25 protein-coding genes and 1 pseudogene are annotated in these 21,132 nt (G+C 64.9%); 11 read left to right on the top strand and 15 right to left on the bottom strand.

The genetic code is table 11. The features are described 5' to 3' along the window. Positions 1-5: 5 nt before the first annotated feature. Genes GWG67_RS25650 through GWG67_RS25640 form a run of 3 tightly spaced genes read right to left on the bottom strand, consistent with a single transcriptional unit; the run spans position 6 to position 3,088 of the window. Positions 6-974 carry a tripartite tricarboxylate transporter substrate binding protein gene (locus GWG67_RS25650; protein ID WP_275172159.1) on the bottom strand — a complete coding sequence of 323 codons (969 nt, stop codon included), beginning with the start codon at positions 972-974 and terminating at the stop codon, positions 6-8. Between the two features lie 14 nt (positions 975-988). Further along, entirely contained in the window at positions 989-1,882 is an 894-nt protein-coding gene (locus GWG67_RS25645) for an MBL fold metallo-hydrolase (RefSeq protein ID WP_275172157.1), read from the bottom strand. Between the two features lie 3 nt (positions 1,883-1,885). After that, positions 1,886-3,088 carry an ABC transporter substrate-binding protein gene (locus tag GWG67_RS25640; RefSeq protein WP_275172155.1) on the bottom strand — a complete coding sequence of 401 codons (1,203 nt, stop codon included), beginning with the start codon at positions 3,086-3,088 and terminating at the stop codon, positions 1,886-1,888. A gap of 107 nt (positions 3,089-3,195) precedes the next feature. Between GWG67_RS25640 and GWG67_RS25635 the strand changes: the two genes are divergently transcribed. Genes GWG67_RS25635 through GWG67_RS25625 form a run of 3 tightly spaced genes read left to right on the top strand, consistent with a single transcriptional unit; the run spans position 3,196 to position 5,285 of the window. Then, complete coding sequence (locus tag GWG67_RS25635; RefSeq protein WP_275172154.1) at positions 3,196-3,897, top strand: TetR/AcrR family transcriptional regulator; 702 nt, start codon at positions 3,196-3,198, stop codon at positions 3,895-3,897. Then, positions 3,875-4,426, top strand: a complete 552-nt coding sequence (locus GWG67_RS25630; RefSeq protein ID WP_275172152.1) for a carboxymuconolactone decarboxylase family protein — start codon at positions 3,875-3,877, stop codon at positions 4,424-4,426. The genes GWG67_RS25635 and GWG67_RS25630 overlap by 23 nt, the downstream gene beginning before the upstream one ends. A 10-nt stretch (positions 4,427-4,436) precedes the next feature. Beyond that, on the top strand, positions 4,437-5,285 hold the full coding sequence (locus GWG67_RS25625; RefSeq protein ID WP_275172151.1) for an SDR family NAD(P)-dependent oxidoreductase: 849 nt from the start codon (positions 4,437-4,439) through the stop codon (positions 5,283-5,285). A 15-nt stretch (positions 5,286-5,300) separates the two neighbouring features. Here GWG67_RS25625 and GWG67_RS25620 read toward each other — a convergent pair whose 3' ends face one another. The 4 genes from GWG67_RS25620 to GWG67_RS25605 are packed head-to-tail and all read right to left on the bottom strand — an operon-like array spanning position 5,301 to position 7,845. After that, on the bottom strand, positions 5,301-5,810 hold the full coding sequence (locus GWG67_RS25620) for a DoxX family protein (protein ID WP_275172149.1): 510 nt from the start codon (positions 5,808-5,810) through the stop codon (positions 5,301-5,303). Further along, positions 5,810-6,589, bottom strand: a complete 780-nt coding sequence (locus GWG67_RS25615) for a DNA-binding domain-containing protein (RefSeq protein WP_275172147.1) — start codon at positions 6,587-6,589, stop codon at positions 5,810-5,812. Before GWG67_RS25615 ends, GWG67_RS25620 begins: the two co-directional genes overlap by 1 nt. Further along, on the bottom strand, positions 6,579-7,493 hold the full coding sequence (locus GWG67_RS25610) for a DUF692 domain-containing protein (protein WP_275172146.1): 915 nt from the start codon (positions 7,491-7,493) through the stop codon (positions 6,579-6,581). The genes GWG67_RS25615 and GWG67_RS25610 overlap by 11 nt, the downstream gene beginning before the upstream one ends. A gap of 46 nt (positions 7,494-7,539) precedes the next feature. Then, positions 7,540-7,845: a DUF2282 domain-containing protein gene (locus tag GWG67_RS25605; RefSeq protein WP_275172144.1), complete on the bottom strand. Its 306-nt coding sequence runs from the start codon at positions 7,843-7,845 to the stop codon at positions 7,540-7,542. A gap of 319 nt (positions 7,846-8,164) precedes the next feature. Between GWG67_RS25605 and GWG67_RS25600 the strand changes: the two genes are divergently transcribed. The 3 genes from GWG67_RS25600 (at position 8,165) to GWG67_RS25590 (ending at position 12,280) form a co-directional block, all read left to right on the top strand. After that, a complete protein-coding gene (locus GWG67_RS25600; protein ID WP_275172143.1) occupies positions 8,165-10,258 on the top strand; it encodes an adenylate/guanylate cyclase domain-containing protein in 2,094 nt (697 codons plus the stop codon). A gap of 107 nt (positions 10,259-10,365) precedes the next feature. Then, a complete protein-coding gene (locus GWG67_RS25595; protein WP_275172142.1) occupies positions 10,366-10,950 on the top strand; it encodes a HutD family protein in 585 nt (194 codons plus the stop codon). Positions 10,951-11,092: 142 nt separating this feature from the next. Then, positions 11,093-12,280: an adenylate/guanylate cyclase domain-containing protein gene (locus GWG67_RS25590; protein ID WP_275172140.1), complete on the top strand. Its 1,188-nt coding sequence runs from the start codon at positions 11,093-11,095 to the stop codon at positions 12,278-12,280. Positions 12,281-12,292: 12 nt separating this feature from the next. Here the strand turns inward: GWG67_RS25590 and GWG67_RS25585 are convergent. Further along, positions 12,293-12,750 (bottom strand): annotated as a pseudogene (locus GWG67_RS25585) (hypothetical protein). 116 nt (positions 12,751-12,866) lie between these two features. On the opposite strand from GWG67_RS25585, the gene GWG67_RS25580 reads away from it, so the two are divergent. Further along, positions 12,867-13,664: an adenylate/guanylate cyclase domain-containing protein gene (locus GWG67_RS25580; protein ID WP_275172226.1), complete on the top strand. Its 798-nt coding sequence runs from the start codon at positions 12,867-12,869 to the stop codon at positions 13,662-13,664. A gap of 28 nt (positions 13,665-13,692) precedes the next feature. Here the strand turns inward: GWG67_RS25580 and GWG67_RS25575 are convergent, their stop codons facing one another. Further along, positions 13,693-14,694 (bottom strand): NADP-dependent oxidoreductase, encoded by a 1,002-nt coding sequence (locus tag GWG67_RS25575; protein ID WP_275172139.1) that lies wholly within the window; start codon positions 14,692-14,694, stop codon positions 13,693-13,695. Between the two features lie 48 nt (positions 14,695-14,742). After that, entirely contained in the window at positions 14,743-15,600 is an 858-nt protein-coding gene (locus GWG67_RS25570) for an oxidoreductase (protein ID WP_275172138.1), read from the bottom strand. A gap of 128 nt (positions 15,601-15,728) precedes the next feature. On the opposite strand from GWG67_RS25570, the gene GWG67_RS25565 reads away from it, so the two are divergent. The 4 genes from GWG67_RS25565 (at position 15,729) to GWG67_RS25550 (ending at position 18,772) form a co-directional block, all read left to right on the top strand. Continuing rightward, on the top strand, positions 15,729-16,280 hold the full coding sequence (locus GWG67_RS25565) for a TetR/AcrR family transcriptional regulator (protein WP_275172137.1): 552 nt from the start codon (positions 15,729-15,731) through the stop codon (positions 16,278-16,280). A 317-nt stretch (positions 16,281-16,597) separates the two neighbouring features. Beyond that, positions 16,598-17,470, top strand: a complete 873-nt coding sequence (gene rpoH / locus GWG67_RS25560; RefSeq protein WP_275172136.1) for an RNA polymerase sigma factor RpoH — start codon at positions 16,598-16,600, stop codon at positions 17,468-17,470. A gap of 365 nt (positions 17,471-17,835) precedes the next feature. After that, a complete protein-coding gene (locus tag GWG67_RS25555) occupies positions 17,836-18,327 on the top strand; it encodes an Hsp20/alpha crystallin family protein (protein ID WP_275172135.1) in 492 nt (163 codons plus the stop codon). A 166-nt stretch (positions 18,328-18,493) separates the two neighbouring features. Next, positions 18,494-18,772 carry a hypothetical protein gene (locus GWG67_RS25550; RefSeq protein ID WP_275172134.1) on the top strand — a complete coding sequence of 93 codons (279 nt, stop codon included), beginning with the start codon at positions 18,494-18,496 and terminating at the stop codon, positions 18,770-18,772. A 69-nt stretch (positions 18,773-18,841) separates the two neighbouring features. On the opposite strand, the gene GWG67_RS25545 is transcribed toward GWG67_RS25550, so the two are convergent. From GWG67_RS25545 to GWG67_RS25525, 5 genes are all read right to left on the bottom strand, one after another. Then, positions 18,842-19,138 carry a hypothetical protein gene (locus tag GWG67_RS25545; protein WP_275172133.1) on the bottom strand — a complete coding sequence of 99 codons (297 nt, stop codon included), beginning with the start codon at positions 19,136-19,138 and terminating at the stop codon, positions 18,842-18,844. Between the two features lie 105 nt (positions 19,139-19,243). After that, the gene (locus tag GWG67_RS25540; protein WP_275172132.1) at positions 19,244-19,456 is read right to left on the bottom strand and encodes a hypothetical protein; all 213 of its coding nucleotides are present in this window, start codon (positions 19,454-19,456) and stop codon (positions 19,244-19,246) included. A gap of 243 nt (positions 19,457-19,699) precedes the next feature. Next, a complete protein-coding gene (locus tag GWG67_RS25535) occupies positions 19,700-19,879 on the bottom strand; it encodes a hypothetical protein (RefSeq protein ID WP_275172131.1) in 180 nt (59 codons plus the stop codon). A gap of 469 nt (positions 19,880-20,348) precedes the next feature. Further along, on the bottom strand, positions 20,349-20,477 hold the full coding sequence (locus GWG67_RS25530; RefSeq protein ID WP_007600646.1) for a hypothetical protein: 129 nt from the start codon (positions 20,475-20,477) through the stop codon (positions 20,349-20,351). Positions 20,478-20,548: 71 nt separating this feature from the next. Next, positions 20,549-21,016: a universal stress protein gene (locus tag GWG67_RS25525; protein WP_275172130.1), complete on the bottom strand. Its 468-nt coding sequence runs from the start codon at positions 21,014-21,016 to the stop codon at positions 20,549-20,551. Positions 21,017-21,132 lie beyond the last annotated feature (116 nt).

Genomic DNA, 21,132 nt, shown 5'->3' with positions numbered 1-21,132 from the left:
TCGGTTCACTTCACTTCAATGCCCGCGTCCTTGGCAACCTGCTTCCAGGCCGCGATGTCGCGGGCATTGATGTCGCGCTGCTCGTCGCCCGGCACGAATTGCGGCGTGATGCCGAGCCCCAGCAGCTTCCCTTTCACCTCGGCATCGGCGAGCGCGTCCTTCAATGCCGCCGACAGCTTTTTCGCAATCGGTTCGGCGAGGCCCGCAGGCGCATACATCGCCCAGGACAGGCTGCGGTCGAACGGCACGCCCTGTTCCTTGTAGCTTGCGACATCCGGCAGGCTCGGCGAACGCTCGCCGCAGGCGGCCAGCGCCTTGATCGAGCCGTCCTTCACCAGCGGCGTCGCGGTCGCCATGTCCAGTGTCGCCAGCGAGATGTGGCCGCCCAGCAAATCGCCGGCCAGTTTGGCGATGCCGTTGAACGGCACGTGGTCCATCTTGATTCCGGTCTGCTGCATCAGGATTTCCGCGCAGAATTGTCCGGTCGAGCCCACGCCCCAGCTTCCGTACTGGATCGGTTCGCCCTTCTCGGCCAGCGCAATCAGGCCCTTGATGTCGTTGGCGGCAAAATCCTTGGTCGCGACCAGCATGATCGAGGAGGTACCGATGCGCCCGATCGTGGTGAAATCCTTGATCGAATCGTAGGGCAGTTTCGGATAGATCGCCGGCGCGAGCACATGCGTTGTCATGCCGCCGACCGTGATGGTGTAGCCGTCATTCGCCGACGCCGCGACCATCTGGGTGCCGAGCGTGCCGGCGGCCCCGGTGTGGTTCTCGATATAGATGCTCTGTCCGAGCGTTTTGCCCATTTTGTCGCCGAGCAGCCGCCCGATCACGTCGCCGCCGCCACCGGCCGCGTAGGGCAGCAGCATCCTGATCTTGTGCGTGGGATAGGCGGCCGGATCCTCGGCGCGCGCAGGCAGCGCTGCCGAGAGCAATGCGAGCAATGATAGTGTGAAGGTGCGCAGCTTCATGGTGTCTTTCCCCCTCAATCCTCGAACCGAAACCGGAATGCCTCGCCGTGCCGGATCACGCGCCCCCCGGTCGGCGCCGGAAAATGGCCGGTGAGCAGATAGCTCGGCGTGTCCGCGAGCTCGTCGAGCAGCGCCATCCGTGTCGCGATCGCAGCAGCCGGATCGACGTCGGCCGCATTCGACAGCCAGGGCGCGGCACACTGGATCGGATGATGGATGACGTCGCCCGACATCACCGCGTGATCGTCCCCGCCATGGAGATGGATCTGCATGTTGCCGGCCGTGTGGCCCGGCGCCGGCGCGAAGCGCAAGGCGGCATCGCGATCGTCGAACAAGCGATGGTCGGTCTCGACGAATTCGGCAAGACCCGCCGCGACCACCGGCAGCACCGAATCCTCGAACGAGCCGTGGTTCACCGGGCTGTTTGGCGCAGCATTGTGCGCGGCCTCGAAGTGGCGATATTCGGCGCGGCCCATCAGATAGCGCGCCTTGGGGAAAGTCGGCACCCAGCGGCCGTCGAGGAGGCGTGTGTTCCAGCCGACGTGATCGACATGCAGATGCGTGCACATCACGAAGTCGACCTGTTCGGGCCTGACGCCGAGCGCCTGCATGTTCGCGAGATAAGGCTGGTCGAGGTTGTTCCATGCCGGGACGCGCGGCCGTTGCTTGTGATTGCCGCAGCAGGTGTCGACGATGGCGGTCCAGCGCGGCGTGCGAACCAAATATGAATGGTGGCTGAGGATGAAGCGGCCGGTCTCCGGCTCGATATAACGCTGATCGAGCCAGCTTCGGTTCGCCTCGATCACCTCGTCGGTGACGTTGGCGAACAGCCAGGCCTTGTCGAACGCGAGCGCTGCGATCTCGCTGACGAGATCAATCCGCATGCTGCCGATGCGCACCTGCCGCATCGCTCAGTTCTTCAGAAGATCGCCGAACGGCATCCAGCGCGTGCCGTCGAAGCGGATCAGCTGGAGGCTGGTCATGGGCGTGAAGCGTTCGGGCGAATTGTTCACCGCGGTGCCGTTGATCAGCATCGGCAGGCGCACATCCTTCATGGTCGTTGCCTGCTTCATCACATTGGCGCGGGTGAGGTCGTTGCCGGCGGCCTTGAGCACGGTCACCAGCGTCTGCGCGATGGTGTAGCCATAGACGTTGAGCCAGTCGCTCTTGTTGGCCTCGGGCAGGTACTTGTCCATGAAGGCGACCCACTCCTTGAGGCCGGCATCGTCCTTCAGTGCCGGATCGGTCGCGTCCTTCAGATACTGGCTGGAGATGACGCCGGTGGAATTGTCCTTGCCGGCCGGCTCGAGCACGCCGCTGATCGAGGCCGAGACGTTGGAGATGATGGTGACGGGCTTCCAGCCGATCTCGCCGATCTTGCGGATCGCCTGCGCCGCAAACTTCGGCGTTGCCGCCACCAGCACTACGTCAGCGCCTGCGGTCTTCAACTGGAGGATCTGGGTGTCCACGGTCGGCGCCGAGGTTTCATATGCCGCGCGCGCGACGATCGCCTCGCCGTTGCCGAGCCCTTCCTCCAGCGCCTTCAGATAGTCCCTGCCGAGGTCGTCGTTCTGGTAGAGCACGCCGATTTTCGCATTGGAATGGCTCGCCTTGATGTATCTGGCGTAGGCGATCGCCTCGTCGCGATAGGTCGGCTGCCAGCCGACGGTCCACGGGAAATTCTTCGGATCGTCCCACTTCGCCGCACCGGATCCCAGGAAGAGCTGCGGCACCTTGCGGTCGTTGAGATATTTGTGCACGGCGCTGTTGGTCGGCGTGCCGACACCGCCGAAGATCAGCAGCACGTCCTCGCTCTCGACCAGCCGCCGCGTCTGCTCCACCGTCTTCGGCGGGCTGTAGGCATCGTCCGCGATGATCATCTGGATCCGACGCCCGTTGACGCCGCCGTCGTCGTTCACCTTGCGGAAATAGGCCTCGGCGGATTTCGCGATCTGCGCGAAGGCCGACACCGGGCCGCTCAGCGGCGCGGTGGTGCCGATCTTGATGATCTTGTCGTCGGCGCCGGGATCGTATTTGCTTTGGGCCTGAGCGGTGCTTGCGGCGAGCATCGGCAACAGGATGCAGGCCGCGCGAAGGCGGGCGAAGCGCGCCATGACGTCGTCTCCCCAAAGTTTGCTCTCCGCTTCTCTGAGGCGCGGAGTTGAAACGAACGATCGTTCGTACGGTTGACTAGCGAACGATCGTTCGTTAGTCAAGTCGCATGGCTGTCCACACCACCAGCGCGGCGGAAGCGGCTGCGCCCACGACCCGCGAGCGCATCCTCACCGAGGCGCTCGATCTGTTCGCGCAGAGCGGCTATGGCGGCGCCTCGATGCGAGAGCTCGCGCGTCGTGTCGGCATCCGCGAGAGCAGCCTCTACAATCACTTCGCCGGCAAGGCCGCGATCCTGGAGGCGATCGTTGCCGAGCACGGTCCGGCCAGCTCGGCGAGCCGGCTCGAAGAGCCGCGCTACAAGCAGCTTGCGCGCCAGCCCGCCGCGTTCTGCCGGCAGTTTGCGTTGGACCTCGTCGAACAATGGTCCGATCCGCGCGAGCACCAGTTCCAGAAAGTCATCACCGCCGAGCGCAATCGCGTGCCCGGCATCCGCGCCAAATTCGCCGATCATTTCTACGCGCGCGAGCAGAGCATGATGACGGATTATTTCCGCGGCTTTGCGCTCGCCGGTCTGGCCTCGACGCCGGATCCGCGCGAGACCGCGCGGCTGTTCGCGGCCGGGCTGATCTACATCCGTCTCGAGCATTACGTGATGGGCGCGGCACCGTCGCCGCGGCCGAAGGTGATCGAGGCGATCGACCGCTACCTCGCGTTCTTCCTGTCGCTGATCGCGGCGGATGGCGGGACAAACGACAACAAGAAACGAAAAGCCAAGGGAGAGAATCGTGGCAAGGCTGCCCCTGATTGATCCGGAGACGACCAGCGGCGATATCCGCGCGTCGTTCGACCGCATGCCGGTCAAGCTGAATATTTTCCGCATGATGGCTCATGCCGAGGCCAACATGATCCCGGCGATGCGGCTCGGCAATTCGATCCTGCACAAGCAGAAGCTCAGTGCGGTCAATCGCGAGCTCCTGATCCTGCAGGCAGCCCAGCTCGAAGGCGGCGCCTATGAATGGCGCCAGCACGTGCCGATCGCGCTCGGAATCGGCTGCACGCAAGCACAGGTCGATGCGGTCGAGCGCGCCGACTACGATGCCGCCGGCTTGAACGAGGCCGAGCGCGCCCTGCTGAAATTCGGCCGCGAAGTGGTCGAGAACGTCCGTGTTCCCGAGGCGATCTTCGCCGCCATGCGCGAGTATTTCAGCGACCAGGAGATCGTCGAATCCCTCGTCGCGCTCGGCTTCTACATGATGATGGCGCGTCTCACCGAGGCGACCGAGACCAATCTCGATCCGGCAGCCGGCATGAAGGTCTATGACGGCGGCAAGAAATAAGGCAGCGCGCATGTCCGATAATTCCGAGACCAGGCCAGACCGCTACGTCCGCCCGCCGAGCGCGGAATCGCTGGGCGAAGCGCCTGGCAGGGGACGTCTAAGGGGCCGCCGCATCCTGGTCGTCGGCGGTGGCCAGCGCGTGTTCGACGTCGCCACCGATCCGATCGGCAACGGCCGCGCCATGAGCATTCTTTGCGCGCGCGAGGGCGCGAAGGTCGCGGTCGCCGATCGCAACCGCACCTCGGCCGAGCATACGGTAAAGTACATCACCGACGAAGGCGGCGAGGGCTTTGCCATCGCGGCCGATGTCACCTCTGAATCCGACGTCCAGCGCATGATCGACGAGGCGCATCGCGCCATGGGCGGTCTCGACGGCATGGTGCTCAACATCGGCACCTTCGGCAAGGTCGGGCTCGATGCCGTCAGCCCCGAGGAGTGGAATGGGATCTACGACGTCAACGTTCGCGGTCCGATGCTGTGTTGCCGCGCGGGCCTGCCGAAGTTCGACAACGGCGGATCGATCGTCTTCATCTCCTCCATCGCCGCGCTGAAAGCCGGCTCGCAGATGGCGGTGTATGATTCATCGAAAGCCGCGCTCGGCGGCCTCATGCGCAACATCGCCCATCTCGGATCGCGCCGCGGCATCCGCGCCAACCTGGTCTATCCCGGCCTCGTCGACACCCCGAACGGCCGCGAGGCCGGCGCCGGCCGACCCAACCGCGGCAAGGGCCACGTCCCGTTCGGCCGTCAGGCCACCGCCTGGGAAATCGCCTATGCCGTGCTGTTCTTCCTCTCGGACGAGAGCGTCTACGTCACCGCGCAGACGCTCGCTGTCGATAGCGGCCTGAGCGGGATGTGACAGGACGCCTCGCGCCTATGGCCGGGGGCCGCGCGCTCGGCAGATCAAATGGTCCAGCGAGACCCGGCCCGGCCCATAGGCCATGATGCCGAGCGCCATCGCCGCCCAGGTGATGTGGATCGGCCAGCCGTCAGGCACGGTGAGCTCGACGATGACGGTCATGAACAGCAGTCCGAGCGCCGCAAACCGCGTGCCGAAGCCGAGCAGGAGGAGGATCGGGAACATGATTTCTCCGCATCCCGAGAGGAAGGCCATCACGGTCGGCGCCGGATAATGATAGGGCCCGCCGGGGAGATGCAGCATGAACTCGTCGCTGAACAAAGTCACCGCGGTGTCGTTGAGCCTGAGGAAGCCTGCCCATTTGAGCATTCCGGAACGCCAGAACGGCACCGCCAGCGCGATGCGGAGCGCAAGCTGAACGACCGACGGCGAGGCGATGGTCTGCACCAGATGATTGGCCTTGTCGACGAGGAGCCCGAGCGCGGGGAGGCCGCCACCCGCCTGCATGCGTTGGTCCGTGATCATCAGACGTCTCCGAAAGCAATTGAGGTGAAGGCGCCCGCCTCGATCAGGCCGGTGATGTTCGAAGCGAGGTCGAAGTCGGCTGCTGCGTCCAGCGCGCGTGCAGCGGCCTCGCCGAGCGGCCGACCCGACATCAGGCTGCTCGCGACTGCCGCTCCGCCGGGCGGCAGGTGCCGGACCACGACATCGAATTCGGCGCGCGTGACCAACGCGTCCTCGGGCGACGCAGCATCGATGCGCCCGACCGGCGACGTATCGCGGTTGGCCGCGAATATCGTCACCGCCGCGAATTGCGACCGCACGATCCCCGCTGCCGGGTGCGGTATGAGAACGAGATCGCCCAGCCGCTCAGGCGCAACTGCGGCAAGCTGCGCCGGCGACACCGGTACGGCGTCGGCGGCATGATAGGCATCGAGCCAGGCCCGCTCGATGCGGGCGACATCTGCAAGCCATGGCATCATCTGCGCATGTTCATATTGCGCGATGAAGGCCGGGAAGTCGCGGCCGTAGTCGAACAGCAGCGGTGAGATCGGTGGCGTCTGGCGAACATGGAAGCGCGCCATGGCGCGGAAGAAGTCGATCCCGGTGATGCGCTGCACCGCCGGATAGATCGCAGCGAGCGCGTCGATCAGGCTGACCGTGACATTGTTGCGGTAGACATCGTAGCGCTTGCCGGGTGCCTTGCCGTTCGGACCGGTCACGATTTCAGGCGCAAGGCGCACCGGGTCCAGCAGCGCCGGTGCGAAGGCTGCGGCAAAGCCAAGGTCAGGCTCAGGCGGCATGACGATCTCCCGTCAACCCGACCGGGCGGCAACGATCGAGGATCGCCTGCGCAGCGGCGGCTTCCGCCTGCAGGACCGGCCAATCCGGGATCTTGCTGTCCCACTCGATCAGCGTCGGCACGCCGCCGCGGCGCCGGACGACGATCTCGTACAGCTTCCACACGGCGTCCGCGACCGGGCCGTCATGGCTGTCGATCAGCAGCAGGTCGCCTTCGTCATCGGCCTGCTCGGCATGGCCGGCAAGATGGATCTCCCCGACGCGGGCCAGCGGAAAGTCCGCGAGGTAGTCGAGCGCCGAGAAGCCGTGATTGGTCGCTGATACGAATACATTGTTGATATCGAGCAGCAGCCCGCAGCCGGTCCGCTCGGCGACAGTGCGGATGAAATCGGTCTCGCTCATCGACGATTCGCGAAAAGCGATATAGGTCGACGGGTTTTCCAGCAGCAGCGGGCGGCGGATCGCGTCCTGCACCTGATCGATGTGATCGCACACATTTCGGAGCGTTGCTGCGGTGTAGGGCAGCGGCAACAGATCGTTGAAGAAGCTGGTCTCATGCGTCGACCAGGCGAGATGCTCGGATACCAGCGCAGGCTGGTAGCGCGCCACCAGCCCGCGAAAGCGGGCCAGATGCGCCTTGTCGAGCGGCTGTGGTCCGCCGATCGACATGCACACGCCATGCAGCGACAGTGGATGATCGCGGCGGATCGCTTCCAGCGCGCGATGCGGCGGTCCGCCTGCGCCCATGTAGTTCTCGGCGTGGACCTCGAAGAAGCCGCGCCGCTGGTTCGCGCCCAGGATCGCCTGAAGGTGTTCGGGCTTGAAGCTCGTCCCGGCGACGCCGCCGATGGGCGCGGAATAGCGGAGGGGCACCGCAGACATGTCAGGCGCGATTGCCGTCGTCATGGTTTCTCTCCGCTCTTCCCTGTTGTCGTGCTCGTGTCGCAGCGCGTCAGACCGGCTTGAGCGAGCCCTTCTTGCCGCCCGGCAGCTCGATGCTGGTGCAGGTGCCGCCCTGGACGAATTTCCATGCATTGCCCTGGAAGTCGGTGGTCGAGGTGCCCTGGCAGGTCGTGCCCGGTCCGGCGGCGCAATCGTTCTGGCCCTTCAGCGCGACGCCGAAGCATTTTTCCTTTTTGGCCGCGATGGCCGCGTCGCCCTCGGCCTTGGTCAGCGGAGCAGCAGCGGCCAGGGTCGCAAGTGCGGTCGACATGGCGCCGGCGAGAACGAGCGTGGTCACGGCAAATTTGGCAGACATTGAAGATTCTCCTGTTCGAGATGGCATCGCCTGGCAGGCGAAGAGCGCCTTGTTCGGTTCGCCTCGCACCCAGCTCGTGTTACCGCTAGAGCAGGTCACGAGTTTGTGAGGCCGTTGGATGGGCGCACGGGCTGTGCGCTTGGACCGGATTAGCGGGTGACGGGCCGGTCAATCCAATGCCTAGTCTCTATCGAGACCTTAGCCGGAGAGCATTGGCGGCGGCACGCGGTGCCTGCCACAGGTAACGAATGCACGCGTGCCACGTAGAGCGGTAACAGGAGGTGGCCAGTCGCCGCTTTGCCGGAGAACGGAAACAGCGATGAATGTTGATCCCGGACGGCACCTGCGCGCGATCGCGAAGCTGACGGTCAGCATCCGCCTCGCCGTCTCGGCGCTGGTCCTGACCGCGATTCTTTTGACCGCGGCCCTCTCCAGCCTGTTGTGGTGGCGCACGGCGGAAGCGGCGAGCCGGCAGCTCGCATCGACCATCAACGAGCAGATCGTGGCCGCTGTCCGCAAGGAGGTCGCCGCGATCGTGGACGAGGCGCGTGCCGCCCATACCGCGATCCGAACCCTGTTCCTGCAGAACGTGCTCGACACCCGCGAGGCCGACAAGCGCGAATTCGTCTTCCTGTCGCAATTGCAGTCGCAGGCGACGATCTCCTGGGTCGCCTTTGGCTGGCCCGACGGCTCCTTCTTCGCCGCGCACAAGCTCGGCGACCGCCGGCTGGAGATGATGGAGATCTCCCTGACCGATCATGCTGGCCAGCGCCGCATCGACGAATACGAGGTGGTGCCCGGCGACATCGAATTCGCCAATCGCCGTTTCGAGCCGACCGATTTTCGCGTCGCCGATCGCGCTTGGTTCAAGACCGGGCTGGCGGCCGGGGAGCCGGAGTGGTTCAAGGTCATGGACCATCCGACCGGCGAGCGGCCGTCGATTGCCTTTGCCGGTCCGATCGACGTCTACCAGGAGCGGCAGGGCGTCCTCGCCATCGTCATCGAGTACACCAGGCTCGCGCGCTTCCTGTCGCAGCTCGAGGTCGGGCGCACCGGAACGGCTTTCATCATCGACGGCAGCGGCGAGCTGATCGCGGCGCCCGATAAGGACGCCGACGAACTGCACGTTGCGAAGGGCGATACGACGCTGCTGCCGCTGGCGCGGATGGCACTCGTAAAGGCGGGCGAGGATGGCCGCAAGGAAGCGTGGCGAAGTCGGCTGACATCGGCTGGCGCGGCTTACGAAGTGGCGCTCACGCCGCTGCCGTTTCCCGGCTGGTCGCTGGCGACCGTGATCCCCGAGGCCGAGTTCCTCGGCCCGGTCGAGACGACGTTGCGCCGCCTGATCCTCGGCCTTGCCATCGGCGCCGTGCTCGCGGCGCTGGCCTCGGCGATGCTGGCGCGTTCCGTCATCGCCGCGCCGCTGTCGCGCGTCGTCGGCGAGCTCCGCCATGTCGAAGCCTTCGCGCTGGAGCAGGTCCGCCGCCATCCGTCGCGGCTCAAGGAGATCGCGAGCCTGTCCGGCGCGATCGCCGAGATGGCAGCCGGCCTTTCCGCGTTTCGCAAATTCATCCCGGCCGATCTGGTCCGCTCGCTGTTGCGCCAGGGCGTCGAGGCAAAACCCGGTGGCAGCATGCAGGAGCTCAGCGTGATGTTCGTCGACATCGCCGGCTTCACCGGGCTGTCCGAGCGGCTCGGCGATCGCGTGGTGCCGTTGCTGTCGCGCTATCTCGACCTCGCCTCCGAGGCCGTCGTCGCCAATGGCGGCACCATCGACAAATTCATCGGCGACGCCGTGATGGCGTTCTGGGGCGCCCCGCAGCCACAGGCCGACCACGCGCTGCGCTGCTGCCGTGCGGCGCTCGGCTGTTGCAGGGCCATCGCGGCGTCGGGCCTTGCCGACGATCTCGGCCAGCCGCTCCAGATCCGGATCGGCATCAATTCCGGCCGCATGCTGGTCGGTAATATCGGCTCGGAATTGCGTCTGAACTACACCGTGATCGGCGATGCCGTGAACGTCGCGAGCCGCCTCGAGGGCGCCAACAAATCCTACGGCACGCAAATCCTCATTGGCGAAGCGACCGAACGTCTCGCACGCGGCGCCATCGTCACGCGCGAGATCGATAGCATCGCCGTGTATGGACGCGAGGAGGGTTTTGCAGTCTATGAATTGATCGGACTTGCCGGGGAGGGCGGCGGCGACCAGGCAGCCTGCTGGATCGGGCGCTACGAGCAGGGGCTCGCCAGCTATCGCGCTCGCCGGTTTGCGGCTGCACTCGCCGATTTCGAAGCCGTGCTGAACATGCGTGGCCCGGATCGCCCGGCCGAACTGATGCGCGACCGCTGCCGGCAGTTGGTTGAGAGCGCGCCTGATGTTGCGTGGCGCCCGGTCGCGGCACTGACGACGAAGTAGTCGCGAAAGATTGGCGCGCTGACGGGAAGCGAGCTGGCGACGATCCTGTCTGCATGATACGCAACTGACACCACCCGTCCTCTTGCGCTCCCGGACCACCTCAAGACATGAAAACCACACTGCTGAAATCCGAAGACTACGCTCGCTCGCCCTGGAAGAACGGCGGCGGCATCTTCACCGATATCGCGGATGCCCATCGCGCTGATTCCAGCGTGAAGGATTGGGACAGCCTGCTGTGGCGTTTCGCGGCGACCCCGATCGTGGCGCCCGGCCCGTTCTCCCATATGCCCGGCATCGACCGGTTGCAGATGGTGGTCGGCGGCCGCGGGCTGGTGCTGAAGTCGCCCACCCAGGAATTCGACGAGCGCGAGCCGTTCACCACGGTGCGCTTCACTGGCGAGCACGCGATCGTCACCGAGCTCGAGGAAGGGCCAGTCGAGGTCGTGAATTTGATGGGCCGGCGCGGTGCGGTCGCGCTAGAACTCGAAGCGCTCAGGGAGCCCGGTGAGCGGCGATTATCCGCCGGCACGCATCTGGTCTATGCGGCGCGCGGCGACTGCGGCATCCGTCTTGACGGCACGGATTTTTCGATTTCGCACGAAAACACGTTGAAGGTCGAACTGACGGGGGCATCGACGCTTGCGCTCGTCTCGGGGCTGGCCGTGCTGGGCTCTATTCAAATCGTCGGCTGAACGGCGTTCCCGCCCATCAGAGCGATGCGTACAATCCGTGCAACTGGCTAGGTTGACGCCGTCGCGCCGGAGCACGATATCTGCCCTGATGCAGCCGCCGCCCAAAGCACGATGCGGGCGGCCACGATATGAACGGGCAGATATGATCCTAGAGAAGAAATCCGCCACGCTGTCCGATGGCGTCGTCGACTGGCTGATCAACGGCACGCGCGACCAGCGCTTCATCGACGTTATCTTTGCCGAGATGTGCATCCGGCTTCAGCAGGCCGGTATTCCGCTGGCGCGGTCGACGCTACACGTGCTGATCCAGCACCCGCAATGGCTTGGCGCCCGCTTCATGTGGTCCGACGGCATGCGCGAGGCGGAGATTGCGCGGGTCGACTATGACGTCCGCGAGCGGTCCGAGTTCATCGGTAGTCCCGCCAGCGAAATGTTCGAAGGCGCAACCGAGTTGCGCGAGAATCTCGAAGGCGACCCCGCGCTCGGCCGCAAGCACACGCTTTATCGGGAGATGCGCGCGCAGGGCCTGACCGACTATGTGGCCTGGCCGCTCTACCATACGCTCGGCAAGCGCCATCTCGTCACCTTCGCGACCGACCGGCCCGGCGGTTTCGACGACGCGCATATCGCCGCCCTCAAGAACATATTGCCGGTGCTGTCGCTGGTCAGCGAGATCCGCATCAAGAACCGATTGGCGCGGACGCTCCTTGAGACCTATGTCGGCTCCCACGCCGGCGAGCTCATCCTGGCCGGCGCCACGCGACGCGGCACCGGCACGACGGTGCGCGCCGCGATCATGATCTGCGATCTGCGCGAATTCACCAAGATTTCGGACAATTGGCCGCGCGACGACGTCATCGATCTGCTCAACGATTATTTCGACGCGATGTCGGAGCCGATCGCCCGGCATGGCGGCGAGATCCTGAAATTCATCGGTGACGGCCTGCTCGCCATCTTCCCGCTGAGCGAGCCCAATGCCGGTGCAAACCTGCTGCACGCCGTGACCGAAGCCCGGCAGGCCATGATCGCGTTGAACGCGCGCAACGACGGCACCGGCCGCGCGCCGCTGAACTACGGCATCGGCGTCCATGTCGGCGACGTCATGTACGGCAATATCGGATCGTCCACCCGGCTCGACTTCACCGTGATCGGTCCCGCCGTCAACATGGCCTCGCGCCTCGAAGCCCTGACCAAGCAATTGGGAAAGACGGTGCTGCTGTCACGCGAATTCGCCGATCTCGTTGGCAGCCAGTTCGATCTGGAGCGCGTCGGCGAGCACGCGGTGCGCGGCTTCAGCGAGCCGATCGAGCTGTTTGCGTATCAGGGCTGAGGCAAGGAAACATCACTGTTTCGATCCGGTCCAGCTTCCGACACATCCATCGGATCGCCGGAACGTACCGGAGCCGCTGCGGCCTGAAAATCGGCCGGACCGTTCGGACTGACTTGAGCGGTGCCGTACTGTCCGACCAACTGGCCGCCGGTGATGACCACCGTATCGGTGGAGGTGCCGCAGGACGCGCCGACACTGGTCAGGACCCATGCTCCGTCGAGATTGCCGCCTCCGCCGCTCTTTTGCGGCGCGCGGCGCGGCTCGTCGTCCGCGGGCTTGCTGCGTCGTGCCGGCTTCGAAGGCTCGGCCGCCCGCGGCGTCTCGCGCGAACCGGACAGCGATTTTTCGTCATTGCCGATGCTGCCGCCGGCGCTCCCCGACTGCGCACGCGCCATGCCGGGCACGGCGATGATTGCGAGCGCGGCTGACAACAGGGCGGCTTCACAACAAGCGCGAAAATGATTTTGCATATTGCACTGGTTTCAAATGAACAGGTCTTGACGGCGGATCGTATTGCCAATGCGCGAGTGTGTCACTACGCTTGGCCCTGGGTCGCCCAAACGTTGCTTCGATCGGCCGCATGTTCATGCCAAAATTCCTCCGCATCGGAATCCATCAGTCGAACGTATCGGGTTACACGTCGAAGGCGTGGTGTGTCCGGCGCGTCGGCACGGCGATCCTCCTGAAGTGGGGCGCCGTGGAGGTCCAGGGCGCCGGTGACGGACGAAAGGTCTACTGGACGCGTCTGCCGCAGGAGAAGACAGTTCGCTGTGGCAGCGCGCAGCGTGCCCAGGATTACGCAAAGGCCGCGATCGCGCGACGCCGCAACCATCGCTATGAACCGCTGGCCGGCGCGATCGTGCTCCGTCGCCGGCCGGCCGCAGGCAGCACCGAGCTCAAGCGAGCGCTCGCCACGATCCTGATCGTCGATATCGTCGGCTCCACCGCAAAAGCGGCAAAGCTCGGCGATGTCCGCTGGACCAAAATCATGGGCCATTATTACGCGGCGGTCCGCAAGGAGCTGAAGAGCTCGCGCGGCAAGGAAGTCACGACGACGGGCGACGGCGTGCTGGCGACATTCAAGACGCCGGCTGCCGCAATCAATTGCGCGACCGCGATCCAGAAGGCCATGCGTACGCTCGGCCTTGAGATCAGGGTCGGCCTGCATGCCGGCGAATACACCGTGAGCGGCACCGAGGCGGTCGGCCTCGCCTTCCACATCGGCACCCGCGTCGCCGCCAAGGCGCGCGCCGGCGAGGTTTTGGTCTCCAGCGCGGTCAAGGAGCTGCTGGCGCCACAGTCCGGGATCCGTTTCAGGGATCACGGCATGCACCAGCTCAAGGGCGTGCCGGAGCGCTGGCGGCTGTGGCGGGTAGAGGGCTGAGGCGATTGGGCGGGCCGCATCCACGCCCTCATCTCATCTGGACGACGATTTTCCCCTTAGCTCGTCCCCTTTCGAGATACGCCAGCGCCTCTTTCGCCTGTTCGAACGGAAAGACCTTGTCGATCACCGGCCGGATACGCTCCGCCTTGAGAAGCTCGCCGATCTCGGCGAGTTGGCTGCCGTCCGGGTGCACGAACACGAACGAATAGTCCGCGCCGATTTTGCCGGCCTGGCGAATGATCTTGCGGCTCAGCAATCCGAACAGCAGCACCATGAAGACATTCATGCCCCGGGCGCGCGCGAACGCGGCGTCCGGCGGCCCGACCAGCGAAGCAATCCTGCTCCCCCGCTTCAGGATCCGAAGCGATGTCTCGACCGCGTCGCCCCTGAGCGTACCCAGCACCGCGTCGTAGTCCCGCAGCACCGCCTCGAATTGCTGGGTCTTGTAGTCGACCACCTCGTCAGCCCCGAGGCTGCGCACCAGATCGATATTGCCGGTGCTGGTCGTCGTCCCCACTTTTGCCCCGAGATATTTCGCGAGCTGGATCGCAAACGTGCCGATCCCGCCGGCGCCCGCGGGGATGAACACTTTCTGGCCCGGCTTGAGCCGTATGCGCTCCCTAAGCGCCTGCCACGATGTCAGGCCGACCATCGGAATCGAGGCCGCCTGCACGAAGTCCAGGTTCGGCGGCTTGAGTGCGGCGGCATCCTCCGGCACGATTGCGAATTCTGCGAGAGCGCCGGTGCCGAGATCGAAGATGCTGGCAAAGACGGCGTCCCCCGGCTTGAAGCGGGTCACGCGGCTTCCGACCTCGACGACGACGCCCGCCAGGTCGCTGCCCAGCGTGGCCGGCAGCTGAAACTTGAGGATCGGCTTGAACGTCCCTTTCGGAATCATGTTGTCGATTGGGTTCAAGCCCGCGGCGTGAACCTGGACCAGGATTTCGTTCGGCTTCGGCGTCGGCCGGGGGATGTCGGCCAACGCGATCTGGTCCGGCTTGCCGTAGCGCTTGAAGACGAGTGCTTTCATTTTTCTCTCTCGGTCCGAAGGTTCTTCGCGACGGCAAGCTTGCGCCCCTCAGAAAGCCCGCGCCATGCGGGCGGGCTGCGACGCCGCCACCGCATCGAGCCGCAAATCCTTTCGGATCCCGGCATCCACCAGGGCTGCGGGCGCAAACCTGCGTAGCAATCGCAGGCGCTTCGCAAGGCTGCCGGCCGCGTATTTGAGCTGCGGGCGCGCCGCGCTCGCGGCCTTCAACACGGTCTCGGCCACCACGCCAGGCTGTTCGGCCGTCGCCATCACCTCGTTCACCCGCTTGGTCACGCCGGCGCGCGCCTCGCGATATTCGTCGAGCGTGGCGTCGGGCTCCATGAAGTTCGCGTCGAACGGCGTCTTGGTGTAGGCGGGCTCGACCACCGAGACCCGGATGCCCCGCGTGCGCAGTTCATGGTCGAGCGATTCCGAATAGCCCGCCACCGCGTGCTTGGTCGCGGCGTAGAGCGCGCCATAGGGCATCGGCAGAAAGCCAAGCACCGAGCCGATATTGATGATGCGGCCATTCCCCTGGCGCCGCATGTGCGGCACGACGGCGCGCGTCATCCGGATGAGGCCGAAGAAGTTCGTCTCGAAAATCGCGCGCGCCTGCTCCATCGAGCTCTCTTCCGCGCCGGCAGGGGCAACGCCGAAGCCGGCGTTGTTCACGAGCAGGTCGATGCGGCCCTCGCGCCGGATCACTTCGCCGACGGCGGCTTCCACCGATGCGTCGCTGGTGACGTCGAGGGCCAGCATCTCGAAGGCCTGCTTGCCAGACTGTGCGCCCCGCCTGCTGGTGCCGAACACCTTGTAACCGGCGTTGGCGAGCCGCTCCGCCGTGGCCTGGCCGATGCCTGAGGAGGCGCCGGTCACCAGCGCGATCTTCGGTTTAATCCTGTTCATAGTGCCTCTCCGACGCCACTACCGGGCCTGAAATCGTTTGATTACGATCGTAACTATTGATATAGATGACGATCGTAATTATAAAAGTCAAGCCCCGTGCCCAAATCCCTTGTCCAAGGATCGGTCCCATGCGCGTCTCAAAGGAACAGGCTGCCAAAAATCGCGAGCATATTCTCGAGACCGCCTCCCGGCTGCTGCGGGAGCGCGGCATCGCCGGCGTCGGTGTCGACGCGCTCGCGGAGGCGGCCGGGATGACGCACGGCAGCCTCTACAGCCAGTTCGGCTCCAAGGAGCGGCTGGTCGAGGAAGCGGTCGCCCATGCGATCAAGGCCAAGGGCCAGGAATTGCCCGAGGCGTTCGCGCTCGAGGACTATCTTTCGCAGTATCTCTCGCCGGGGCATCGCGACGATGCCGCCGCCGGGTGCCCGTTCGCTGCGCTCGCCTGTGAGGTGTCACGTCAAGGCAGCGGCTTGAGGGCGCGCTTCACCGCCGGCGTGCGCGGCACGATCTCCCTGCTGAGCAGCCGCATGGCCTCCACGCTGAAGCCACGCCAGCGCGAGGACAAGGCGCTCGCCGCGGCCGCCTCCATGGTTGGCGCCCTCGTGCTTGCCCGCGCCGTGGACGATCCCAAGCTGTCGGACGATATTCTTCGCGCGACGAGGAATTCGCTGGCGGGGTGAGCCGCGTCTCGGCGGGGCGCCGAAAGTCCGGAACAAAATTTCGGTGACGACGTTCGATGTCGCGGACAGCCAATGGCGATGGCTGCCGATCTTCGACATCGACATACGTTTCGAACGCGCATGGATGACTACAGCGATCTGGTGCTCGGCATGTTGGCCGTGGCGGTCGCTGCCCTCCGGGCGAGCTCTACCTCGTGACGCGGCCGGAGCCGCCGCAAACTCAGCCGCCAGCCCCACCGGTCGTTACATCCTCGGCCGAAACCATTTTTTGTCATGTCGATTTTGGAGCGTAAGCAGACAAACGCGAAGAGGTGGCAATGGGAAGCACTGCAACTGTTCCGATGCTGTCGCCTGAGGGCGGATTGACACATTACCTGGCGGAAATTCGCAAGTTTCCGATGCTGCGGCCCGACCAGGAAATGACCTATGCGAAGCGATGGCGCGAGCACGGCGACCGTGAGGCGGCCTATCATCTCGTCACAAGCCATCTGCGGCTCGTTGCCAGGATTGCGATGGGATATCGCGGCTACGGCCTGCCGGTTGCGGACATCATTTCCGAAGGAAACGTCGGCCTGATGCACGCCGTCAAGCGCTTCGAGCCGGAGCGGGGCTTTCGGCTTGCGACCTACGCCATGTGGTGGATCAAGGCGTCGATCCAGGAATACATCCTGCGGTCCTGGTCGCTGGTCAAGATTGCCAACAGCGGGGCGCAGAAGAAGCTGTTCTTCAAGCTTCGCCGGACCAAGGCGGAAATCTCCGCCCTTGAGGATGGTGATCTCCGCCCCGAGCACGCCAGCCAGATCGCGCGGCGGCTCGGCGTGCAGGAGAACGACGTGATCGAGATGAACCGGCGCCTCGGCGGCGACCTGTCGCTCAATGCTTTCGTGCGCGACGCCGACGGCGGCGAAGTCCAGGACTGGCTCGTCGACTCCTCGCCCAGCCCTGAAGCCGCGTATGCCGAGGAGGAAGAAGCCAAGCTGAGGCGTGAAGCCCTCGCCGGTGCGCTGGACGTCCTCAAGCCGCGCGAGCGCGACATTCTCGAGGCGCGCTGGCTCTCCGAGCCGCCGCTGAGACTCGAGCAGCTCGCGGCACGATATGGCGTTTCACGCGAGCGGGTGCGGCAGATCGAAATGCGCGCGTTCGAAAAGGTTCGGGCCGCCATCGGGGGGCGCTTGGCAACCGGCTCTTGAAACCAAATCGCCGCCTCCTAATTCTTTTGGCAACCGCATGCGAGTGCGGTGCCGGACGCCAAAGCAGGGTCCGGCGAGGCCATCGGGGCTCGCCCCGGTGATGCTCTTAATCCATGTTGCTCACAGGAGGATGTGGTTATGAGAAACGACGATATGTCTCCCCTCTGGCGTTCGATCATTGGTTTCGACCGCCGTTCCGCCGCGTCGCATCGCGAACGATGCTGCCGGCAACGCCGACCCGAAATTGTGCACAAGCAGGCGGCCTGACGAGCTGATCGTCCGGGCTGTGCAGCGCGTGCGTGGCCATCGCCGCGCGCTGAGCTGCGCCAATCGACCATCAAGACAGGAGATAAGGAGAAACGACAATGGCACTACGCGATCTGATTCCGTGGAACAACGGCTCACGCAACATGGCCGTTCAGCGCGGCGAACCCGGCAACCCGCTGCTTGCGCTTCATCGCGAGATGAACCGGCTGTTCGACGACGCCTTCCGCAGCTTCGATCTCGGCCCGTTCGGCTCCTCGACCGCGATGGGCTGGCCGAACGTCGAACTCGACGAGAGCGACAAGGAGGTCAAGGTTGTCGCCGAGCTTCCCGGTCTCGAGCAGAAAGACGTCGACGTCGAGCTTGCAAATGGCGTGCTGACGATCAGCGGCGAGAAGAAGAGCGAAACGGAAGACAAGGAACGTCTCTTCAGCGAGCGTTACTATGGCCGTTTCGAGCGGCGCATTCCGGTCGATGACGTCGACCAGGACAAGGTCGCCGCTTCCTTCAACAACGGCGTTCTCACCGTCACCCTGCCGAAGTCACCGGCGGCACAACAGAAGGTGAAGCGCATCGCGATCAACGGCAAGTAGGCGTGGAGTGTAAGCATGAAGCGGGCGGGAGCCACCGCTCTCGCCCGCTGCCGTTTCGTGGAGGCATTCGCGTCCGTCGGCTCGCTGCAAAATTTTCCGGAACGCTCGGAAACTTCAATTCCGGTCTGGCGTTTTGCGGTCGGTTTCCAAGTTCTGGGAGTCGCACATGAAGAAACTTGCTTTGGTCCTCACGTTGATCTCGGCCCTGTTCGTGGCGGCGGCCTCGCCGGCGGAAGCCCATGGCTGGCGCGGCCATTGGGGAGGCCCCGGTATCGGCTTCGGTCTTGTTGCCGGTGCGCTTACGGCTGGTCTGGCGGCCAACGCCTTTTATGGCCCGCGCTACTATGGTCCGCCCTACGGCTACTATGGGCCGCGCTTCGTGCGGCGGGCCTATTATGTACCTTACGCCTACGCTCCACCGCCCTATTGGGATCCCTGGTGGTGACGAGACAAGGCCCGGACCATCGTCCGGGCCATTTGCGTGAGCGCAATCGGTCAATCGTTCGCGGCGCGCCTATTTGCGGTTCGCTCCCGTGGAGCCGGAACCTGGCATGGCCTGCTGGCCGCCCTGGGTTTGCCTTGTATCGTTGTCGCCTGGCCGCGTCGTCGACGACTTCGCCGGTGCGTTCGCGCCGCCGCCATTGTTGTCCGATGAGGTGTTGAGGCTGGAGGCGCCCGCTCCCGTCGCGCCGCCGGTGCTGGAGGAGTCGATGCTCGACCCGGTCCTGGACGCACCCGCGCCGCCTTGCCCGAATGCGGAAGGGGAGAATGCGAGAGCCGCAACGAGCCCTGCGAGAACCAGCTTTTTCATGTCCGCTCTTTTGCTTGACGTCGTCACATGCCGTGCCGAGGCAAAGATTTGGGGACGCACCTGTTCCTGAGCAGGAGCGGAAATGCCGCACCACCGACGATTAAGTCATCCCGAGCTCATCGCGCGCGGGGCGATCCGTTGCTGCGCTTGCGGCGACAGCTCGTAGCGATCGCCGGCCTTCACCAGCCAGCCCGCCTCGATCATGCGTCGCGTCATGCCCGCGCTGCACAGCGGGTGGCTGCCGCCGGGATGAAACAGCGCGCCCTCGCGTTCGATCAGGTAGCCGTAGAGCCGCGCCTGTCGAAGCGGGTTTTGCATCCCTGGTGTGGGCGCCTCCATGGTCTCTCGCGCAGTCCTCCAAGACGGCCCTGAAATGCCGGGCTGAGATGCCGGGCCGATCTCCGTTAGGCGGCCCCGGCCTGTGACCCGGGGGCGGGGCTTCGAGCCGGGGCCGCCATTGCCGGAATCGCAAGGACCCGGCGCGGCCCAATACGCAACGGCCTCAGGTCGTTCCTACAAAGCCGTTGCTCTCTGCGGGTTGCTGCCGGCAAGGCAAAGTGCCTAGGCCGACCAACGATCCTGCTCTTCCTGGTGGGCATGCTCGTTCAGCCGTTCGGCGATCTGATCCGCGATCTTCTCCGACTCGGCCGAGGCGACCGGCTCGCCCTTGTGTGTTTTGAGCTTGTCCTTGTCGGCTTCGATGGGAAAGTCGTCGGGCTTCAGTCCGGGATCCCTGGTCATGGCGCGCCTCATTGTGTCTCGCATCCGGAAAACACGGATGCGGGCCGTTCGTTGCTGGAACAATGAAGCCGCGGTGGAGAGTCACAGCCCGGCTCAAGCGCCGCGCCATGCGCTCTGCTCAGGACCCGCCGACAGCCCGGATCACGGTCCCGCTGCCGCCGCACGTGGCGCAGGGAGCGCCGTCGATCCGCCCCTTGCCATGGCAATCGGGGCACACATCTTCGCCCGTGCCCGTCGTTCCCGGAGGGGCTTCATCCCCGGGGTTGAGCGCCGCCGAACCCGTCGGCGGATGTCCCGGTCTTTGCGCCCTGCGTGTCGGTCTTGGTCATCTGCACCTCCCTCGAAAAGACCGCAACGCGCCTTGCCGCAGGAAGTGCCAATCGAGGATGTCAGGTGCGGTGCTCTCGAGAAGCACTTTGCCGGCGGCGTCCGCGCGAATTAGCGCGGCGGGAAGGTCATCACCTCATCATCACCGCACGCCCGTGCCCTTGCAGCGCTGGCACTTCACCACCTTGTCGCCCTTCTTGAGCAGGCCTTTGCCTTCGCAGTTCTTGCATTTCTGCTTCTTCTTGATGTTCGGGCCTTTTTCACTGGTCATGGATGGCTCCTGCCGCGGGAGAGCGGTCTTGTGCGGTCGTTCAGCGATCAGCTGAGTGGTGCCAATAATCCCTACACTGATGCCGGCTTCGGCACCACCAGCACCGGCACGCTGCCGTCCACCAGGACCTCGGATGTCTGGCTGCCCAAAAACAGCTTCCTGAGGCCGCGTCGTCCATGAGAGGCCATCACGATCAGGTCGTATCCCCCAAGCTTGGCTGTTTCAATGATCGCAGTCGCCGGGTGCGCATTCGGAACGTGCAAGAATTCTGCAGGCGCGCCGATCTGCTCCGACATCGCGCGCGCTTGATCGAGCACCTTGCCCGCGCGGACCTTGCAGGCCGCGTCATAGCTATCGATCTCGTCCCGCGTCGGAATCCATCCCGAGTCGTGTCCGCCCCCATAGTCGATCGGCAGTGCTTCCGTCACGGTGATGATCGTCAGCCTGGCGTTCAAGGCCTTCGCCAGGGCAATGCCATGCTCAACGCCCTTCGTCGCGACGTCCGATCCGTCCGTGCTCAAGAGAATGTTGGCGTACATGCGGTGGCTCCCTTGCTCGTCGAACAAAGTGATGCCTGGGTAATATGGGCCGGTATGCGGCATGGGTCTATGTGCGTTTTCGACGATGGTCTCGCCGTCACAGCTTCGAAAAGGCA

It is taken from the genome of Bradyrhizobium sp. CSS354 (assembly GCF_029051725.1).
In the GTDB taxonomy this organism is placed as follows: Bacteria; Pseudomonadota; Alphaproteobacteria; order Rhizobiales; family Xanthobacteraceae; genus Bradyrhizobium.
This window is presented reverse-complemented; position numbering and strand designations above follow the sequence as displayed.

What these genes read in the sequence shown, in the direction of transcription:
- GWG67_RS25650 (WP_275172159.1), bottom strand. Translation starts at nt 974, where the DNA reads ATGAAGCTGCGCACCTTCACACTATCATTGCTCGCATTGCTCTCGGCA.
- GWG67_RS25645 (WP_275172157.1), bottom strand. Translation starts at nt 1,882, where the DNA reads ATGCGGCAGGTGCGCATCGGCAGCATGCGGATTGATCTCGTCAGCGAG.
- GWG67_RS25640 (WP_275172155.1), bottom strand. Translation starts at nt 3,088, where the DNA reads ATGGCGCGCTTCGCCCGCCTTCGCGCGGCCTGCATCCTGTTGCCGATG.
- GWG67_RS25635 (WP_275172154.1), top strand. Translation starts at nt 3,196, where the DNA reads ATGGCTGTCCACACCACCAGCGCGGCGGAAGCGGCTGCGCCCACGACC.
- GWG67_RS25625 (WP_275172151.1), top strand. Translation starts at nt 4,437, where the DNA reads ATGTCCGATAATTCCGAGACCAGGCCAGACCGCTACGTCCGCCCGCCG.
- GWG67_RS25620 (WP_275172149.1), bottom strand. Translation starts at nt 5,810, where the DNA reads ATGATCACGGACCAACGCATGCAGGCGGGTGGCGGCCTCCCCGCGCTC.
- GWG67_RS25615 (WP_275172147.1), bottom strand. Translation starts at nt 6,589, where the DNA reads ATGCCGCCTGAGCCTGACCTTGGCTTTGCCGCAGCCTTCGCACCGGCG.
- GWG67_RS25610 (WP_275172146.1), bottom strand. Translation starts at nt 7,493, where the DNA reads ATGACGACGGCAATCGCGCCTGACATGTCTGCGGTGCCCCTCCGCTAT.
- GWG67_RS25605 (WP_275172144.1), bottom strand. Translation starts at nt 7,845, where the DNA reads ATGTCTGCCAAATTTGCCGTGACCACGCTCGTTCTCGCCGGCGCCATG.
- GWG67_RS25600 (WP_275172143.1), top strand. Translation starts at nt 8,165, where the DNA reads ATGAATGTTGATCCCGGACGGCACCTGCGCGCGATCGCGAAGCTGACG.
- GWG67_RS25595 (WP_275172142.1), top strand. Translation starts at nt 10,366, where the DNA reads ATGAAAACCACACTGCTGAAATCCGAAGACTACGCTCGCTCGCCCTGG.
- GWG67_RS25590 (WP_275172140.1), top strand. Translation starts at nt 11,093, where the DNA reads ATGATCCTAGAGAAGAAATCCGCCACGCTGTCCGATGGCGTCGTCGAC.
- GWG67_RS25580 (WP_275172226.1), top strand. Translation starts at nt 12,867, where the DNA reads ATGCCAAAATTCCTCCGCATCGGAATCCATCAGTCGAACGTATCGGGT.
- GWG67_RS25575 (WP_275172139.1), bottom strand. Translation starts at nt 14,694, where the DNA reads ATGAAAGCACTCGTCTTCAAGCGCTACGGCAAGCCGGACCAGATCGCG.
- GWG67_RS25570 (WP_275172138.1), bottom strand. Translation starts at nt 15,600, where the DNA reads ATGAACAGGATTAAACCGAAGATCGCGCTGGTGACCGGCGCCTCCTCA.
- GWG67_RS25565 (WP_275172137.1), top strand. Translation starts at nt 15,729, where the DNA reads ATGCGCGTCTCAAAGGAACAGGCTGCCAAAAATCGCGAGCATATTCTC.
- rpoH (WP_275172136.1), top strand. Translation starts at nt 16,598, where the DNA reads ATGGGAAGCACTGCAACTGTTCCGATGCTGTCGCCTGAGGGCGGATTG.
- GWG67_RS25555 (WP_275172135.1), top strand. Translation starts at nt 17,836, where the DNA reads ATGGCACTACGCGATCTGATTCCGTGGAACAACGGCTCACGCAACATG.
- GWG67_RS25550 (WP_275172134.1), top strand. Translation starts at nt 18,494, where the DNA reads ATGAAGAAACTTGCTTTGGTCCTCACGTTGATCTCGGCCCTGTTCGTG.
- GWG67_RS25545 (WP_275172133.1), bottom strand. Translation starts at nt 19,138, where the DNA reads ATGAAAAAGCTGGTTCTCGCAGGGCTCGTTGCGGCTCTCGCATTCTCC.
- GWG67_RS25540 (WP_275172132.1), bottom strand. Translation starts at nt 19,456, where the DNA reads ATGCAAAACCCGCTTCGACAGGCGCGGCTCTACGGCTACCTGATCGAA.
- GWG67_RS25535 (WP_275172131.1), bottom strand. Translation starts at nt 19,879, where the DNA reads ATGACCAGGGATCCCGGACTGAAGCCCGACGACTTTCCCATCGAAGCC.
- GWG67_RS25530 (WP_007600646.1), bottom strand. Translation starts at nt 20,477, where the DNA reads ATGACCAGTGAAAAAGGCCCGAACATCAAGAAGAAGCAGAAATGCAAG.
- GWG67_RS25525 (WP_275172130.1), bottom strand. Translation starts at nt 21,016, where the DNA reads ATGTACGCCAACATTCTCTTGAGCACGGACGGATCGGACGTCGCGACG.